This window comes from Bdellovibrio sp. GT3 (assembly GCF_037996765.1).
Classification (GTDB): domain Bacteria; phylum Bdellovibrionota; class Bdellovibrionia; order Bdellovibrionales; family Bdellovibrionaceae; genus Bdellovibrio.
In genome coordinates this window covers 559,919-574,642 of the sequence record NZ_JBBNAD010000004.1, presented here as the reverse complement: position 1 = coordinate 574,642, position 14,724 = coordinate 559,919, and the positions used below count along the sequence as shown (strand labels likewise).

Below are 14,724 nucleotides of genomic sequence, written 5' to 3'. Positions count from 1 at the left end.
GGCTCCTGAGAGGAGCCTTTTTTTATTTCTTTTTGAAGAACCCTGAAACCATTTGTTTCAGGTCCATGTTGAAGACATCCTGCTTTTGTTGTTTCGAAGCTCCCAGTGACGCCAACTCACGACGAGCCGACATGAAGGATGCATCCATCGCAATCGCCTTTTCAAACTGCTTGCGTGCTCCCACAACATCACCACGAACTTTTTGGAACAAACCAGAGACAAACGGATAAAGGGCATCATAGCGCTCATCCGGTGGAATCTGCATCATATCCATTTCAACTTCTTTGCACAGAGCTGCACGGCGAACACCGTCTGCTTTTTCCGCCACACCCAGTTTAGCCCACGATCCATAAAGATGGATTTGCGCCTGGGATGGATTGAGCTTGCTGACTTCTGCAACCATCGGCATTGCCTTCGCGTATTGCGTGTACTGCAATGCCTTCTTGATGTCTTCCATCAAACTATTGGCTTTCAGTTTATTCTCGGCCTCAGAACGCTGAGCTTCCTGACGGAACTGTGTCGCTTTATTGGAGTCCTGTGCAACTAGAACTGCATCTTCAGCTTCTTTTTTGATTTTTCTCCAAAGAGCAGCCACTTCAGATCTGTCATCTGCAGGAGCCGGCCCCAAAGTCGTCAGGAAATCCTCAAGCACACTTTCCAGCGACGATCCCATCGTACCGCTTTCCATGTAGGTGACGATTTCAAAGCCATTCTTGCCTTCCAGATTGCTCCAGATTTTTTGCAAGGACTTCATCTGCACTTCCGGACTTTCAAATGCCGCTCTTTGAGCAAACACAATCAAACCCTTCGTCAACAAGAAGTGAACCGCTTTGTAAACACCGATCTCGGTGTAACCTTTAACATCCAAAAGTTTATTGATCGTGGTTTCCCCGTCAATTTTAGCCATGAATCCATCAAGGGATTTAAGCATCGACATACTCAATGCCGGGTGATCATCCACATAGGTCGGACTCTTGGCAATCACGTTGCCCGTCCAGATCATATAGAACGACTTCAACCAATTCAAAGACAGCTTCGAAGCAATCCAGTCATGCAGATAGTATGACAACGCATCGGCATCGATGCTTGGATTCGACATTTCAACCTCTGCTGCCGCAAAATTCACGCGGATTTTTTCATCCACGATCGTTTTTACCAGACGGATATTCATTTGCTCCATCAGGATCACGTCAAAAGCATGAGGACTTAGTTGATTGTTCTGAATAAGATAATTACCAATTCGGCGATTGTTCTTGTCACGCAATGCCGTCTGCACGTCTTCCGGAGTGGCATAACCACTTTGAATCAGCATCTCACCCAGGAATGTTGTCTTGTCATCCACGTCCACTCCCACAATGTTGCCATTGCAGAAGGAAATACCGGAGACAGAACCGTCAGAGTTATAGATATTCAAATACCCGGAGCTCTTCGTCTCGACCAGCAAGGAATACAGGAATGGCAAGTCAAAGCCACTGACCTCCTCGATGGACTCGATCACCTTGCGCTTTTGACGATTGGTGACTTTGGGATTTGAAAACATTTGATATAAAAGTTTACGCGCGCTGGCCGTTTCTTCCTTGGAAGAGGATTCGCTTTTAACCAGCTTCAACACCTGATCCATTTCAAACGGTTTACGCAAGAACGCCAGGGCCTGGGTTTTATTCGTGGATTCCTGAATGAATGCTTTATCCGTGAAGATACCGCTCATCAAAACGACTTTAAAACGCAAATTAGGATGTTCGGTGCGCACACGAGTGATGAAATCAATCCCCGTCATTTGCGGCAACATACAGTCACAAAATAAAAATTCGATATTATTGGAAGTCAGCAAGGTCGTCGCTTCATCAGGACGACTTGCCACGAAGACGGTATGACCTGCCCGGCCCAGAATTTCCTTCAGTGCCGCAGAGACCGATTCGTCATCTTCCAAAATAAGGATTTTACTTTTATTTTCGCTCACGACTCACTTGTCGGTAATAACCTTGCGTAAATTAAGGAGGAAATTAAAAAAGCGAGGCTGGACTGCAGCACTCGCTTCGTTTTCTGGACCCAAAAACCAGACTCTTGTCTGGGGTTTTTACTTCTTGATGAACTTAAAGTATTTGGCTTCGATAACGTCCATTTCCATTTCGTTACCTTCTTCGTCCTTAATACCTTGTGGTGGCGTCACTGAACCCTCTTTGAATTCAGTACCGTATCGGAATAAGACATTCTTTTCCGCACCGGAATCATCGTTGTAATAAGGAACGAAGAACGAAGAAACTTTCGCAGAACTCGGCAAAAAGCCATCCACCATGTTGATTTGATCAACGATCACCTTCGGGCAGTTGGCAAAAGTGATGTTTGCAGCTCCCGCTGTGCCCATCCATTTGATCCACTCACGAATACCGCAAGAATTGATGCTCTTAACGCCAGCCAGTTCCATTTCGATCTGCTGATTTCCGCCCAAATCAAACTGTGCAAAATCAACGTCTTCGTCAATTGTGCCCGTCATCTGTACAGACAACTTATCAGATGCTTTGTTCATTTTTACGTCGAGTTTACTCATCCCTAATTCTCCCTAAAAAATCCATCTACAATTTTACTGAATGCCGTCGTTTTTAACCACAAAAAATGTCACGTCATCGACCAAAGGCGCTCCTTGGCGATGCGTCTGGAAACTTGTTGCAAAACGATCCACGGAATCCGCCACAGAAGGAAAATCCTTGTTTGCAGCGATCAAAGCCTTGATGAACTCACGTTCACCCCAGGATGTTTTTGCGGGATCCTGAATATCCGGAATTCCATCTGTATAGAAGAAAACGGCATCACCCTCAGAGACCTGAATGCTGGTTTGTTCATAAACCGATTCACGTGACTGACCCAATCTTGGATTGTTCACTTCATTCAAAGCCACCAGATCCTTCTTCTTCAATGGATCATCTGATTTCTTGATCAGGAATGGCGCCTCGTGAGAAGCGTTACAATAGACCAGGCGTCCCGTCTGCAAATCAAAAGAGGCCAAAAAGAACGTCATCATAATGCGCCCTTTGGAAACATCATAAATCGAACGATTCAACAGTTCCATCGCCTTTGCCGGAGAAATATCCAGTTGTTCGATGATTGTCGAAGCGGATTTCGCGGCACTTGTGATCAAAGCGGCAGGGGCTCCGTGTCCAGTTGCATCCCCGATCCACAGGAAGATTTTTTCGCCAACTTTGCAGTAATGCCACCAGTCGCCACCGCACTCAGATGCCGGCTCGTAAAAACCTGCAATTGAAAGTGGACCGATCTTGGCGCGTGCTTCCGGAAACAGAGTTTCCTGCACCGTTTTGGCAGTTTGCAGCTCGGATTCCATACGGGCTTTTTCAGCAGTTTGCTCCAAAAGACGGGACACTTCGGCCGCCATCAGATTGAAGTTGTCAGCTAGGCTGCCCACTTCATCGTTGGAGTCCACTTTTACACGCACGTTGAAATCACCTTCCGAAACTTTTTTGGTTGCGGTGAACAACTGAGTCAAAGCCTGAGTCAATCCCGTGGAGGCAAACAAGCTGATGATCACTGTCAGGGAAATCAAGATACCAAAGAAGATCAAAGATTTTCGGATCAGGATCTGAACCGCACTCAAAGCTTTGGATTTTTCAATGGTCGTGACAACTGTCAGATCACCGAAGCCGGCTTTTGAAAATGACACCAGATAATCCACACCATTTGCGGCTTTCACAGTTTCCGCCCCTTGCGGGATTCTGCTTGTCGGGTCCGTCAGGAAATTCGGTGCCACCGTTGTTTTCAGGTTTTGCCCCACCAGATTCTCTGGCCCGAACAAAACAGTTCCATCCGCGGAAACCAGATACATGTGCTGCGAAGTCGCACCTTTAAACATCTCCGCCGTTTCGCCCATTCTGACCAGAATAACGAAAATCGTCGCTTTGGTTTTATCCTGATTCCAGACTTTATCCATGATCAACACGCGATCATCGTTGAAGGGAACTTTCACGATACGCTGGCTCGCATCCACCTCTGTGAAATACATTGGCAGCTTGCTCTGAATGGAATTCAGAAAACCGTCTGAACCACCAGCTATCTTTTCCAGGAACGCAGCTTTTTGATATTGCCCCTGCTCATTCGGAGTAAAGACGATCACATTCTCGATGTTGTCTTCATTGTCGAAAATGGATTTCGCCACGGGTGTGAACTTATACACGGACAAATAATCCTGATAGATCGGTTTGGCTGTGCCCAACACGGCATTAAGCTGTGTCTTAATTTGAGCCGCCATTGTGCCCGACATGGTACTTGATGAGTCAAATACGTAAGCAATTTTATCATCTTCAAAGATTCGCATTGCCAGCACCAGATATGCCGTCAATGTAATCAAAGGGATGGAAGTTAGTAGCAAAAGAACTTTATATCTTATTGATAATCCACGTTTTTTCACAGAGTTAGTATGCCCCGTAACAGGAATCCCGAAAAGAAATTCTCATATAAGTTAGCCAAAGGTCTGTAAATTAATTTCCCCACTTAACCGAAGAGATTCACGGGAGATTTATGTCACGTTTAGGCAAAACTGAGAAAACCATATTTACAATCGCAGTACTTGTTCTACTGCTCTTTTCGTACTTCTTGTACGATGACTCTTTGCTATTCCCTAAATCCAACAACAGTCAGCTGGATTTAATTGGCTCTGTCGCCACTTCTCAAAATGACGTGCGTCGAAAAAATCTGGACACATTCAGCTGGTTGCCAGCCAATCGCGAAGACCAGATCTTTGATAACGATTCCATTTATACTGGTGAAAGATCCGAAGCTCAAATTCGTCTTCAGGATGGCACTATCATCCGCATCTCTCCGAACTCATTGATCACTTTGAACATGAAGAACGGTCAGATGATGCTGGACCTTCGTTATGGTAACTTGGTGGGTGATATCACCAAAGGCACCGCGCTTAAGATCAAATCCGGCGAAAAAGAGTTCAACCTGGATGGTTCCGGTAAAATCGAATTCAAAAAATCGCATTCTGGAAACGTCGATCTTCGCCTGCTTTCCGGCGACTTGAATTATCAGGACAAGAAAGAGCGCAAAGTTCTGCAAAAGTCCCAACCTGTTGCCGTATCTCAGCAAGGTATGAAGCCTTTGGTAAAACCAACCATCGAGCTGCAAACTCCGAACAACACAGTGTTTGTCAGAGAAAATCCTGACGACGCCATGCCATTTGCATGGAGAGGTAATGGCAACATCACCCGCTTTGAAATGGAAGTTTCACCAAACGGTCAGTTTGACCATGTGGCTGTACTTAAAGAAACCGCTGAAGGCAAAACGGATGTCGTCGAACCTTTGGAGCCAGGTCCTTATTTCTGGCGCGTGAAAGCTTACGATAAAAATGGAACTGTGGGCTTTTCGGAAATTCGTCAGATGACTCTGGCGCATTTGGATGCTCCGGTCATTACGTCCCCAACCACTGACGCCCGCTTCCAGATGGAAATTGAAACGAATGATCCGTCACAACTGGCTATCTCCACCGAGGTTCGCTGGTCCGCGGCTCCTTTGCTAAAATCCTATCACTGGCAAATTTCCAGGGATGAACAGTTCTCTGCCATCGTTAAAGAAGGCAATGCTGGCGTTCAAAGTATCCTGACGCCCCGCCTGGCAACAGGCACTTACTGGGTTCGTGTCAGTGGCGCTACAACTGACAAGAAAAATTCCGCATGGTCTGCATCAGTTCCCTTCACTGTTCAAGTGACTGCGAAGAAAGAACCGATCCCGGATCGTCCAGAGTTGATTGCCAAAGACATCAAATTCCGCCTGCCACGTCCTGAAGAGCGTCGCCCGGCAAGCGAAATGGCACCGAAACTGGAATGGAAACCCGTGGCGAAAACCCGTGGCTATCGCGTGCAGGTCTCCAAAGATCTTAATTTCCAAACCCCACAAACTTATGACGTGCCAAACACCGAGACTTTGTGGTCGCAAGTGGAAAAAGGCCAGCACTACTACCGTGTTTATGCTGTCAGCCCTAAAGGACAACTAAGTCCTCCAAGTGATATCGGACATATCAATGTCGATGACATGCGCCCGATTCTGACTGTGCCGCAATTGATGGAACCGTTTAACAACATGTCCATCTTCCTGCAAACACAACAGGAACCATTCATCTGGCTTGAATGGAAAAAAGTGGCCGGTGCCACTGGATACACAGTGGAAGTTTCCAATACGGAGGACTTCTCCAGGATCCTTTACACTTCGACAATGCCGACCAACCGCTTCCTGATTAAGTCCAAAATTCCATTGGGCAAAATCTACTGGCGCGTGCGCGCGGAAGCACAGGGCGACAGTCCATCGCAATGGGCGGATAAACGCGAATTTACGGTTTACCATCAGAAGAACGAAACATTCGTAAAATGAAAATACAATACTCGCTGTTCGACACCTTGCTAGAGCCCGTATTTGTTCTGAATGCAGAACAACGGGTCATCTATTGCAACGAAACAGCGGCGATTGTCTGCGGTCTTTCCGTCCGAAAGATCACTCGCGGGACAATGAAGTTTTTGGACTTGTTCACCTTCAGCGAACCGATCGAGAGCCTGGATAAACTTATACATATCTGCGATCCGACTCCCTACAAGGAAGTCACTTTCCAAACACCCCAAGGCGGCGAAGGCAAGGTTCAACTGACCCTGCAACCGGTGTTCGATTCCATGGGCGATAAGAACTGGATCGTCTTCGTGCGCGACGTGACTTTGGAAGAACGTCTGCAAAAAAAATATCGTGCGGAGCTGGAGCAAAAAGAGGACGTCATCAAAGATCTTGAAGACGCCAAAGTTCAGCTTGAAAACTACTCTAAAAATCTCGAAAAGATGGTGGCGGATCGCACGGCCGAATTGTCCCGTTTGAATCAAATGATGACTGCCCTCCTCGACAGTTTGAATCAGGGCTTCCTGATCTTCAACGAAGAAGGCCGCGTACTGGAAATCACTTCCCGCGCCTGTGAAAACACCATCGAGGACCGCCCTCAGGGAAAAAACATCTGGGATGTTTTGAAACTTCCAGAGAAAAAAGTGGATGGCTTCCAAAAATGGATGAAAACCGTTTTTATGGAGATGCTGCCTTTTGAGGATCTGGCACCATTGGGCCCGGAAAAATACCCTCATTCCCAAGGCAACCATATTTCCCTTGAGTACTTCCCTCTTCGCAATAGCGAAGGGAAAATGGAAGGCATCGTGATGGTGGCTTCTGATATCACCCGACTGGTGGAAGCACAGGAGCAGGCGGAAAAAGACCGTGCCTATGCAAACCTTATCATCAACATGGTTCAGAATAAAAACCAGATCGGTCGCTTTGTGCGCGAGTCTGAATCCATGCTGCAGGAATTGAAAAATGATCTTACTGCCTCTTGGGAGTCCGCTGACGACGAATCCCTTTTCCGCCAGCTGCACACCCTGAAAGGCGGAGCCGCTCTGTTCTCTATCCAGGACATGACGGAATACTGCCACAAGGCCGAGACTCTGCTTGCAGAGTTCAAAGAATCCCGCAGTGCTGAACAATACCAGAAGCTGCAACAGGAAAGCCACTTGGTGGAAAAATCCTTTGCGCAATTCCTGGATAAAACCACGGAGATCCTGGGTCACAAAGCGCTGTCACAGGAACGCCAGCTGGAAATCCCTGTCAGCAAATTGCAGCACACATTGGATGAGTTAAAAAATCTTCCACAAGGCGGCGCTGCTGCCCGCATGATCATGAATGACTTTTTGATGGAACCGATTGGTTCATTCTTTACTTCCTATAGTGATGTCGCTCTGAGGCTTGCTGAAAAGCAGGATAAGCAACTAAATCCGGTGATCTTCAATAATTCTGAGATCAAAGTATTGCCAGAGATCTATTCCGGTTTGTTTGCGACTTTCGTGCACTCCTTCCGCAACTCTGTGGATCATGGAATTGAAGCCCCTTCTCAGCGCGAGGAATCCGGCAAATCAGCAGCCGGCACGATCACCGTGCAGTTTGATGTTCTAAGAAAACCGGACGTCGATTGGCTGCAAATCCGCATCAAAGATGATGGTGCTGGGGTGAATCCGGAAATCATTCGCAAGAAACTGACAGCCAAGGGCCTGGATGTTTCCGCAGAGTCAGATGAACAAGTGATTCAGCATATCTTTGACAGCCAGTTCTCCACCCGCGAACAGGTCACTGAAACCTCAGGGCGTGGCGTGGGTATGGATGCGATTAAATACGCTGCAGAAAATCTGGGCGGTGTCGTCAGCGTCACCTCTGAAAATGGAAAAGGCACTTCCCTATTGGTTGAAGTGCCTTATATCACCGAGCTATTGCCGGCAAAAAAAATCAAAGCCGCTTAATCCGCTTAGCGCATGACAATGTAAATAACAAAAGCAACAAATGTCACCCAATGGACGACAGTCGCTATTTTATAAACTTTGCCTTCCAGGGCCATGTTACGGCGAGCGTTGTTCGGTTCTTTTATCAAAGCCTGGTTGGTCAAACCCGTGATGTACAAAGCAGGAATCAGGAAGCTCGCCACTCCTAAGATCAAATTTACCAGCGTAATCTTGCGAAATACGTTGTCCAGGTCATCTGTGATGGACACGTGCCCCACATATGGAGCCAGTAGCAGAACCACCACCGAGATAATCACCGGCAGCAACATGTACTTCACAACCAGCATGCGCCAGTTTTTCAAAGAATCGTTCATACGAGTGTAGTTGTGATCCGCACAGATGGCCGTGCGGCGGTAAGTTTCAAATGATGTCGGTGGTAACAACTCAGGGTTGAAAGAGGAAATTGCCTCCAGCACATATTCACTGCGCTCCAGAATCACTGTGAATCTGTATTTGGTATCATCCTTCATCACCAGGGTAAAAGAACCGCCTTGATATGGCAGATGAGACAGCTTCACTTCCTTGATATCAGCGAAACTCACGTCGATATTCTTTTTGTCTTTGCCCAACATTTGCAAACGATCCGGAAAAATCGTTACTTGTGAAAATGCCAAAGGCTTGAAGAACGAAAATGCCTGAAATAGAATGATTGCCGGCATTGGAATCGCCAAAGCCACGAAACTAATAGCCGTCAGAGGAGTTCCATCTTCCAGCGCCATCAGGATCATCGGCACAAATGGCAGTACAAATGCCAATGCCACCGGGATCAGAAGATAGTAGAAAAGCTTTAACAGCGCTCTGTCCGAAAGTGTTCTTTTCAGACCGGCCCGTGGAGAAAATGTTTGGGATTGTTCCATACCCCTCACTTATTTTGGATTGTGTTTAGTCCAAGCTGCTTTAAGTTTGTCTTCAAAAATTTTCGCTGAAAATGGTTTCACGATATATTGGGAGACACCGGCAAGTACCGCCTCTGTCACCTGATCGCGTTCTGACTCAGAAGTTAAAAGTACAAATGGTAGGTTTTGCCATTCCGCTGTCGCGCGAACGTGCTTCAACAATTCCAAGCCCTTCATTTTCGGCATATTCCAGTCAGAAATAACCAGTTGAATGCTGGAACCCGGCACATTGGTTTGCATAAGGACTTTCAATCCTTCCTCTCCATCGCCGGCTTCCTGAATATTTTTAAAGCCCATCGCCTTGAGTGTGTTTTTCACCAAGTCTCTGATAGAGGGCATGTCATCAATTACCAAGATGCGGGTTTCGAGGGGAAACATTGGGACTCCTTCAAACGGTTCCCCTATTTTAGAAAATTCCTCGGTCAATTAACAACCGATTTCACATGTCCCTCTCTGGGGCTGGACTTTTTGCGGGCTCCAGCTATAGATAACCAGCCCGGACTCCATACTCTTGGTATGGAGTGAACTCATTGTTTTTAGGAAACAGGCCTGTAAATAATACCAGACAGGCCTTAGGCGTATGACGCTACTGCTCTGGAAATCCACCCTCTTCTGGAGTATGGTTCACAGACCCGAGCGAACTCCACCTTTCCCCTCGGAGCTGCCCTTAGATTAGGCATGTACGAGGGAAGGTCATTACGATTTCCCTCGTAAGAGGTGAAATTGTCTGTTGAAGTTTCTATTTTCCTTTGATACCTTGAGCCCCTTCGAAAAGGTATTGTCATTTCTCGCATATTCCGCGAGGCAATACATATAAGTTTAAGAGGTACGAAATGGCTAAAAAATCAGGAAGAATCATCATCACTCTTGAGTGCACTGAAGCTCGCGGTGAAGGCAAACCAGTTTCTCGTTACACTACAACGAAAAACAAAACTAAGACTCCAAGCCGTCTTGAAAAGAAAAAATACAATCCAAACTTGAAACGTCACACGGTTCACAGAGAAACTAAGTAATGATTCTTACGGATCAGCAGATTCTCTCACACATGGAAGCTGGCACAATCAAGGTTGAGCCCTTCCGCAGAGAATGCCTGGGTACGAACTCTTACGATGTTCACTTGGGTAAAACTCTTGCAGTGTATGAAGACGAAGTGCTGGACGCTAAGAAGCATAACAAGATTCGTACCTTCGAGATTCCGGATGAGGGCTTTGTCCTTATGCCGGATACTTTGTATTTGGGCGTTACTCAGGAATACACTGAGACTTTGAAACACGTTCCATTCCTTGAAGGTAAATCCAGTGTCGGTCGCCTTGGTATCGATATCCATGCGACAGCTGGTAAGGGCGATGTTGGTTTTTGCAACTTCTGGACTCTTGAAATCTCCGTAAAACAACCCGTCAGAGTTTACACTGGAATGCCCGTTGGGCAGTTGATCTACTTTGAAGTAAAAGGTGAAATCCTCACGCCGTATAACGTGAAGCCTTCTGCTAAGTACAACGAGAAGCTTCCTTTACCAGTGGAATCAATGATGTGGAAAAATTCGTTCTAAGATTCTCTCGAAAAGCTGCAAATGCGTTATCAACTGTATTGGTGAGTGGACTTGTCCTCTCGCCTTTTCTATTTTTAAGCGCCTGCGGCGGTTCCACTTCCGACGAATTCACCGGCATCGATTCCTACACACAAATCGGCGGCACCTTAACCACGGCCACCGCGACTGAAATCAATGGCATCGGCAAAGTCAGATTTATGACTCCCCTGGCGGGAGTTCTGACCAACAACTCCTTCGTCTTCAAAGGCCAACTGGACGGCAGCATGACTGCCACGACCACTTTGGTTTTTAATTCCAACGATCTGAATGTTACGGAAAATTCCGGGATTGCCGTTAAGTTCACTCGCAACGGCATCAATGTCGGTGTGCAAGTCGGCGTGAATGGCAACTGGGTGACGGTCGCAAGTTCCATCACCAATATGTATGCGCCCCTGGCTTTGGATTTCGTGATCGACATCCATAACGACACCGGTGGCAGCAATAAAACCCGCGTTCTGATCTGGAGATACACCCCTTACGCCGCAGCCACTGCGGATCTGGATACTAACAGCTCCGGCGACCTTAACAGCGCTTATCCAGCCAGCCAGCAGGCGGCAGGAATCTATACCGGCTTGATAGTAAACCAAGCCCGCGTCACAGGTGCCGCTATCGGCACCGCTAAAATCCTGAACTAATCGTCTCTGTCGAACTTATCTACACCTTTTTACTTATCTACCAGCACATACTCAAAACAAGAGAACTCCTAAGGAAAATGGTAAAATCGACCATCCAAAATCCTGAGGGAATGACTTATGAAAAAGCCGGTACTTTTGATCGCCATTTCTGCGCTAATGATTTCGTTCACAACGGCCTGCCAAGAGGGCGTTAAAAAGACTGAAGACACTCAAGTACATTCTGATGGAGTTGCAAACCTGGATCAAATCGCTGCGGAATTGAAACAGCATGAGATGGATTTGAATGCGGCACTAAAACCCCTTCCAGAAAATGAACCAGTTCCTCCAATTCCAGAGTTAGAAACCGTTCAGGTGCTTTTGGAAAAGTATATTTTAAAAGCCGACAAGCTGATTGAACTGGGTGACACCAGAGTGGTTCTTTTTCCCGAGAAAGAACGAATCATCAATTCCAGAAAGAAAGCCTATCGCTTTCTGGGTGATGTGTATGCCAGACAGAATGTTAATAACATCACTCTAGCCGTAGAGAATCGCGATGTATCCAACGTTGAAATGGAAATACGTTTTAGGCTCTTCTTTTTAATGGTTAGAACATTCACTGGGAACGGCATCACTCAAGATGTTCTGGCTAATAAAACATCCGCTACTGTTATAAAAACCATGAGTTCTGAAGTGCTTACTGCCTGTATTGCTTCAACCCAAGACGGCATAAACAACGCCTCCCGCATCCTTGAGCTGGGTACAAGGTACGAAGGCTTTGGCATTCCGAACTTCAATAGTGCGGTTAAAGACTTCCCAGCACTGGCATATATGTTTGTCGAAATCGCCAAACAAATGAAGACCGAGTTGGACACAAGAGCACAGACAAAGTAAACCTGATGAAATCCTTGATCGCTTTATTAATGCTATTTTCTCAGTCTGCTTTGGCGCAGGAGACTTCTCTTACAGAGAAGATCACATCCTATCTGCCAAACTCAGTTTCTTTTGATTTAGCAATGAATAGCACGACCGTCTTTTTGCTGGATCGGGAGAGCATCAAATCACCGAATGCAAGTGCTTCGAACAGCGACGGCGTTGGACAATTTGCTAATGCGATAAGCCTTGCCATCGCGCCTCCCCGAAACCAAGCCAAGGGATTCGGATTTAAAACCGGCCCGGAAGTGACCTTTGCCTTTAACAATCTTCATTTTTCATCTGATGCCGCCCTTCTGGACAGCACTGATTTTCAGATCCTTAGAACCAGCCTGGGCATTTCGTCTGAGTTAAACTACAAGACGGACTGGGGCACTCCCTTTGTGTCCGGGGGAGTTGGTATGGCATACAGCTGGATCTCTTGGTCCTCACCGGCTTCCGGTGGCAGTATCGCCGCCGTTAATAAAAATATCATCCTGACTTTAGGCTACTACACTTACTTAACTGAATCAGCGATCGTAAAAGTATTCGCCCGCATGATTACGGAAGACGAGAACGTATGGAATAAGGCTTTAGATGCCTCACAAGGCTTCGACGTTCCCGTCACCTCTGTAAGCAATCACATTGTCGGAGCATCCTTCGTTTACGCATTCCAGTAAAAAAGGGAGCACATAGGCTCTCTTTTTATTTTTATAAGATTATTCTTTAACGACTGGAGCATCGATAAACAACAGACCTTGATGGTCTTCAACAAAGCCAAAACCCTGGGACCGCAAAAAGTTTATCATGGCTGGATATTGAGCTTCTACCATTCTATAGCGGATTTTAACTCCAGCTTTATACAGAACTCCATCCATGTTCAGACCATATAGATTGCCTGAGCCTTTCGGGGACAGCGAGTTGCTTGTGTGGATTTTCACACTGCACTTACTGTACTTCCAATCCGTACCAAACACCTTCTCTTTGCCAATAAGTTTGGTCGTGATGATTTCAATTCGACTTTCACCTGATCCCCAGTTTTTTCCGCCTGTAGGACATGCTACTGAATTTTCAGAATTCATTTCTTTAAGTTTATAACCAACTGGTGCGTAGGCATTCGCTTCACGATCAACTTCCGCGTTACTCAAGCGTTGACCCGATGCGATTTTTGTTTGCTCGTCAACTTCCATAACAACATTATTAAGGTATGTGCCTTGACCGATCACAAAGTTACGAATGCAAGGTCCATTGTATTTACAACGAATTGTAACATTCTGAGCCTGAACTCCAGATTCAATCTCTACCTTGGAAGATTTATCATTCCAACTAGAAACAAATGTGAAGTTCTTTAGGAAAGCGCCAGCACCTACAATGGACTTGTCGACAACAAAACTGTCTTCAATCAACGTTCCGTTGCCAATTTTAACGCCTTCACCCACGACAGTATTTACCAAACGAACATTATCACCAATGACAACACCTGCATTTACCCGGGAACGAAGATTCACCAATACATTTGCTCCGATAGCTGTATCTGATTGAACCATTCCACCGCCCATTGAATGTGCGCGCCACATGAATGAGTCTTCACCCACTTCACTGTTACGCTTTTCGATCTCCTCCGTCGCGATATAAAACTCAGTCAAACGGTGAACTTCGTTTTCAGAAAGTTGTCTATACTTGCCAGTAAGCTGTTCTTTACCAACCTCCAAAAAGGTTCGAAGTCCTGTCGTAAAACGTGCGATAGCAGAATAGTTCTTCCCGCCATTTGCATCACGCAAAGTAGTTAAACGCTCGTGAATCATCAACAAGGCTTGATCACGTATAGTCAGTCGTAAAAACATAGGCTCGATCAAAAATGTTTCATTGCCTGCTGTGCAAGCAACGTTCTGCACGAGAGCTCCATCTGGCAATTGATAGCTTTTCTTCCCTCCTGGCGCGCAGAAATTATTCAATTCTTGAACCGACTGAACCGCATAAATTCTTAAATCATTTTTTCTGGTTGCCAGCTTACCCATCTCCGCCCAAATTTCGCTGGTTTTTACGGACAGTCGATTCAGCACGCCTTCGGAATACTTTGCATATTGCTGAACCGCTTGAAGGATGCGCGGATTCAATGAACGCACTGGAGGCATGTTGTTCGGTTGATTACCGCCGTGATCCAAAAATGGATCTGCCAAAACCACATCGTCGTTCGGAAGAACCACTACGTCGCCCCCGCCGCCATTGCTTGGGCCCATTTGTGCGAATGTAGTTACGGAAAATGCAGTCAGAACTGCCGTTAGCAAAAGATGCTTCATCACCTTGAACTCCTTGAATGAGAAGGGTTCTAGCACAGTGCTGCGATGCGCGTA

Annotated in this window: 13 protein-coding genes; 7 read left to right on the top strand and 6 right to left on the bottom strand. The window is 46.3% G+C overall.

The annotated features are described in order from the left end of the window. Positions 1-22: 22 nt before the first annotated feature. The 3 genes from AAAA73_RS04395 to AAAA73_RS04385 form a co-directional block, all read right to left on the bottom strand. Positions 23-1,960 carry a response regulator gene (locus AAAA73_RS04395; RefSeq protein ID WP_340596960.1) on the bottom strand — a complete coding sequence of 646 codons (1,938 nt, stop codon included), beginning with the start codon at positions 1,958-1,960 and terminating at the stop codon, positions 23-25. Positions 1,961-2,077: 117 nt separating this feature from the next. Next, a complete protein-coding gene (locus tag AAAA73_RS04390) occupies positions 2,078-2,548 on the bottom strand; it encodes a hypothetical protein (protein WP_340596959.1) in 471 nt (156 codons plus the stop codon). Between the two features lie 33 nt (positions 2,549-2,581). Beyond that, positions 2,582-4,417: a SpoIIE family protein phosphatase gene (locus AAAA73_RS04385; protein WP_340596958.1), complete on the bottom strand. Its 1,836-nt coding sequence runs from the start codon at positions 4,415-4,417 to the stop codon at positions 2,582-2,584. A gap of 110 nt (positions 4,418-4,527) precedes the next feature. On the opposite strand from AAAA73_RS04385, the gene AAAA73_RS04380 reads away from it, so the two are divergent. Continuing rightward, positions 4,528-6,378, top strand: a complete 1,851-nt coding sequence (locus AAAA73_RS04380; protein WP_340596957.1) for a FecR domain-containing protein — start codon at positions 4,528-4,530, stop codon at positions 6,376-6,378. After that, complete coding sequence (locus AAAA73_RS04375; RefSeq protein ID WP_340596956.1) at positions 6,375-8,324, top strand: ATP-binding protein; 1,950 nt, start codon at positions 6,375-6,377, stop codon at positions 8,322-8,324. Before AAAA73_RS04380 ends, AAAA73_RS04375 begins: the two co-directional genes overlap by 4 nt. A 5-nt stretch (positions 8,325-8,329) precedes the next feature. On the opposite strand, the gene AAAA73_RS04370 is transcribed toward AAAA73_RS04375, so the two are convergent. Both AAAA73_RS04370 and AAAA73_RS04365 read right to left on the bottom strand, forming a co-directional pair. Continuing rightward, a complete protein-coding gene (locus tag AAAA73_RS04370; RefSeq protein ID WP_340596955.1) occupies positions 8,330-9,220 on the bottom strand; it encodes a hypothetical protein in 891 nt (296 codons plus the stop codon). Positions 9,221-9,229: 9 nt separating this feature from the next. Continuing rightward, positions 9,230-9,637 carry a response regulator gene (locus AAAA73_RS04365; protein ID WP_340596954.1) on the bottom strand — a complete coding sequence of 136 codons (408 nt, stop codon included), beginning with the start codon at positions 9,635-9,637 and terminating at the stop codon, positions 9,230-9,232. Positions 9,638-10,092: 455 nt separating this feature from the next. Between AAAA73_RS04365 and rpmG the strand changes: the two genes are divergently transcribed. The 5 genes from rpmG to AAAA73_RS04340 all read left to right on the top strand — a co-directional run bounded on the left by rpmG (position 10,093) and on the right by AAAA73_RS04340 (position 13,050). Further along, a complete protein-coding gene (gene rpmG, locus AAAA73_RS04360; protein ID WP_142700722.1) occupies positions 10,093-10,272 on the top strand; it encodes a 50S ribosomal protein L33 in 180 nt (59 codons plus the stop codon). Next, positions 10,272-10,808 (top strand): dCTP deaminase, encoded by a 537-nt coding sequence (gene dcd, locus AAAA73_RS04355; RefSeq protein ID WP_142700723.1) that lies wholly within the window; start codon positions 10,272-10,274, stop codon positions 10,806-10,808. Before rpmG ends, dcd begins: the two co-directional genes overlap by 1 nt. Next, positions 10,790-11,482 carry a hypothetical protein gene (locus AAAA73_RS04350; RefSeq protein WP_340596953.1) on the top strand — a complete coding sequence of 231 codons (693 nt, stop codon included), beginning with the start codon at positions 10,790-10,792 and terminating at the stop codon, positions 11,480-11,482. Before dcd ends, AAAA73_RS04350 begins: the two co-directional genes overlap by 19 nt. Positions 11,483-11,599: 117 nt before the next feature. After that, complete coding sequence (locus AAAA73_RS04345) at positions 11,600-12,352, top strand: hypothetical protein (protein WP_340596952.1); 753 nt, start codon at positions 11,600-11,602, stop codon at positions 12,350-12,352. 5 nt (positions 12,353-12,357) lie between these two features. Continuing rightward, positions 12,358-13,050 (top strand): hypothetical protein, encoded by a 693-nt coding sequence (locus tag AAAA73_RS04340; RefSeq protein ID WP_340596951.1) that lies wholly within the window; start codon positions 12,358-12,360, stop codon positions 13,048-13,050. A gap of 39 nt (positions 13,051-13,089) precedes the next feature. Here the strand turns inward: AAAA73_RS04340 and AAAA73_RS04335 are convergent, their stop codons facing one another. Then, positions 13,090-14,673 (bottom strand): hypothetical protein, encoded by a 1,584-nt coding sequence (locus AAAA73_RS04335; protein ID WP_340596950.1) that lies wholly within the window; start codon positions 14,671-14,673, stop codon positions 13,090-13,092. Between the last annotated feature and the right edge of the window lie 51 nt (positions 14,674-14,724).

Bases quoted from the DNA above. Each gene is read 5' to 3' on its own strand.
- AAAA73_RS04390 (WP_340596959.1), bottom strand. From the start codon at position 2,548: ATGAGTAAACTCGACGTAAAAATGAACAAAGCATCTGATAAGTTGTCT.
- AAAA73_RS04345 (WP_340596952.1), top strand. From the start codon at position 11,600: ATGAAAAAGCCGGTACTTTTGATCGCCATTTCTGCGCTAATGATTTCG.
- AAAA73_RS04340 (WP_340596951.1), top strand. From the start codon at position 12,358: ATGAAATCCTTGATCGCTTTATTAATGCTATTTTCTCAGTCTGCTTTG.
- dcd (WP_142700723.1), top strand. From the start codon at position 10,272: ATGATTCTTACGGATCAGCAGATTCTCTCACACATGGAAGCTGGCACA.
- AAAA73_RS04365 (WP_340596954.1), bottom strand. From the start codon at position 9,637: ATGTTTCCCCTCGAAACCCGCATCTTGGTAATTGATGACATGCCCTCT.
- AAAA73_RS04380 (WP_340596957.1), top strand. From the start codon at position 4,528: ATGTCACGTTTAGGCAAAACTGAGAAAACCATATTTACAATCGCAGTA.
- AAAA73_RS04375 (WP_340596956.1), top strand. From the start codon at position 6,375: ATGAAAATACAATACTCGCTGTTCGACACCTTGCTAGAGCCCGTATTT.
- AAAA73_RS04370 (WP_340596955.1), bottom strand. From the start codon at position 9,220: ATGGAACAATCCCAAACATTTTCTCCACGGGCCGGTCTGAAAAGAACA.
- rpmG (WP_142700722.1), top strand. From the start codon at position 10,093: ATGGCTAAAAAATCAGGAAGAATCATCATCACTCTTGAGTGCACTGAA.